The 863-nt window shown below is 50.3% G+C and carries 1 pseudogene; it reads right to left on the bottom strand.

Going from position 1 to position 863, the window contains the following annotated elements:
• Positions 1–191 precede the first annotated feature (191 nt).
• A pseudogene (locus tag KJY78_RS06320) lies at positions 192–863 on the bottom strand (hypothetical protein); the annotation flags it as partial.

The raw sequence follows: 863 nt of genomic DNA, 5'->3' as shown, positions 1-863 counted from the left end.
AAAACAAACCCCCCTTAATCAGGAATACCTTACAGCAATTAAGAGTACCCCCCCCCCCCCCGAATAAATCAAATCAAAAACCACACACATAAAAAACAGTGCATACAATCTAAACGCAGAGAACCCCTTGAACTCGCACTAACGAATCCAAGGGGTTCTCTGAACTGTCGTGTTAAAACACAGTAGCTAAACTATGCCCTACTGCTGCGGCGGCGAGCAGTGGCGATAACCACACTAGCACCCAGGAGGGCAAAAACACCACCCAACAACGGCACAATCGTTCCCCCGGCACCCGTGTTTACCAGTGTCCTAGCACCTGTTTCACTACTATCCGCAGGCGTTTCCACTGGCGCAACAGACTCCGGTGCTACCGGTGTTTCCGGCACAACAGGCACTGACGGTGCTGGCTGTTCCGGCATCACCGGTGGTACCGGTTCTGACTCCGTCTCTGACTCTGGCGCTGGTGCCGGTTCTGATGGTGCTGGTTCTGATGGTGCTGGCTTCTGCTCCGGTGCCGGCTTTGGTGCTGGTGGTAGAGCATCCACAGCAACCTGCACCTCAGTATTCTCCGTCACCTTCTGCACTACCGGATTCGGAAGATTCCACTCCCAACCCTCAGGAACCTGAACATTATTAACAGTCACAGTACACGTACTACCCTTTAAAACACTCTCAGATAAAACCTTCTTTGCAGTGTTACTGTTTGGAAACTGAAGCACCTGGGTAAACTGACTGTTAATATAATCCCCGTCTTTACCAGGCACGATACAAGTTAGTGTTCCAGAAACAGTAACCTCAGCAGAAAGATTCTCCTCACTCTCGGTAAGATTAAACACTCCTGTAACAGTCGCGTTCTCTTCTTT

The sequence above is a fragment of the Canibacter zhuwentaonis genome (assembly GCF_018531145.1).
GTDB classification, from domain to species: domain Bacteria; phylum Actinomycetota; class Actinomycetes; order Actinomycetales; family Microbacteriaceae; genus Canibacter; species Canibacter zhuwentaonis.
This window is presented reverse-complemented; position numbering and strand designations above follow the sequence as displayed.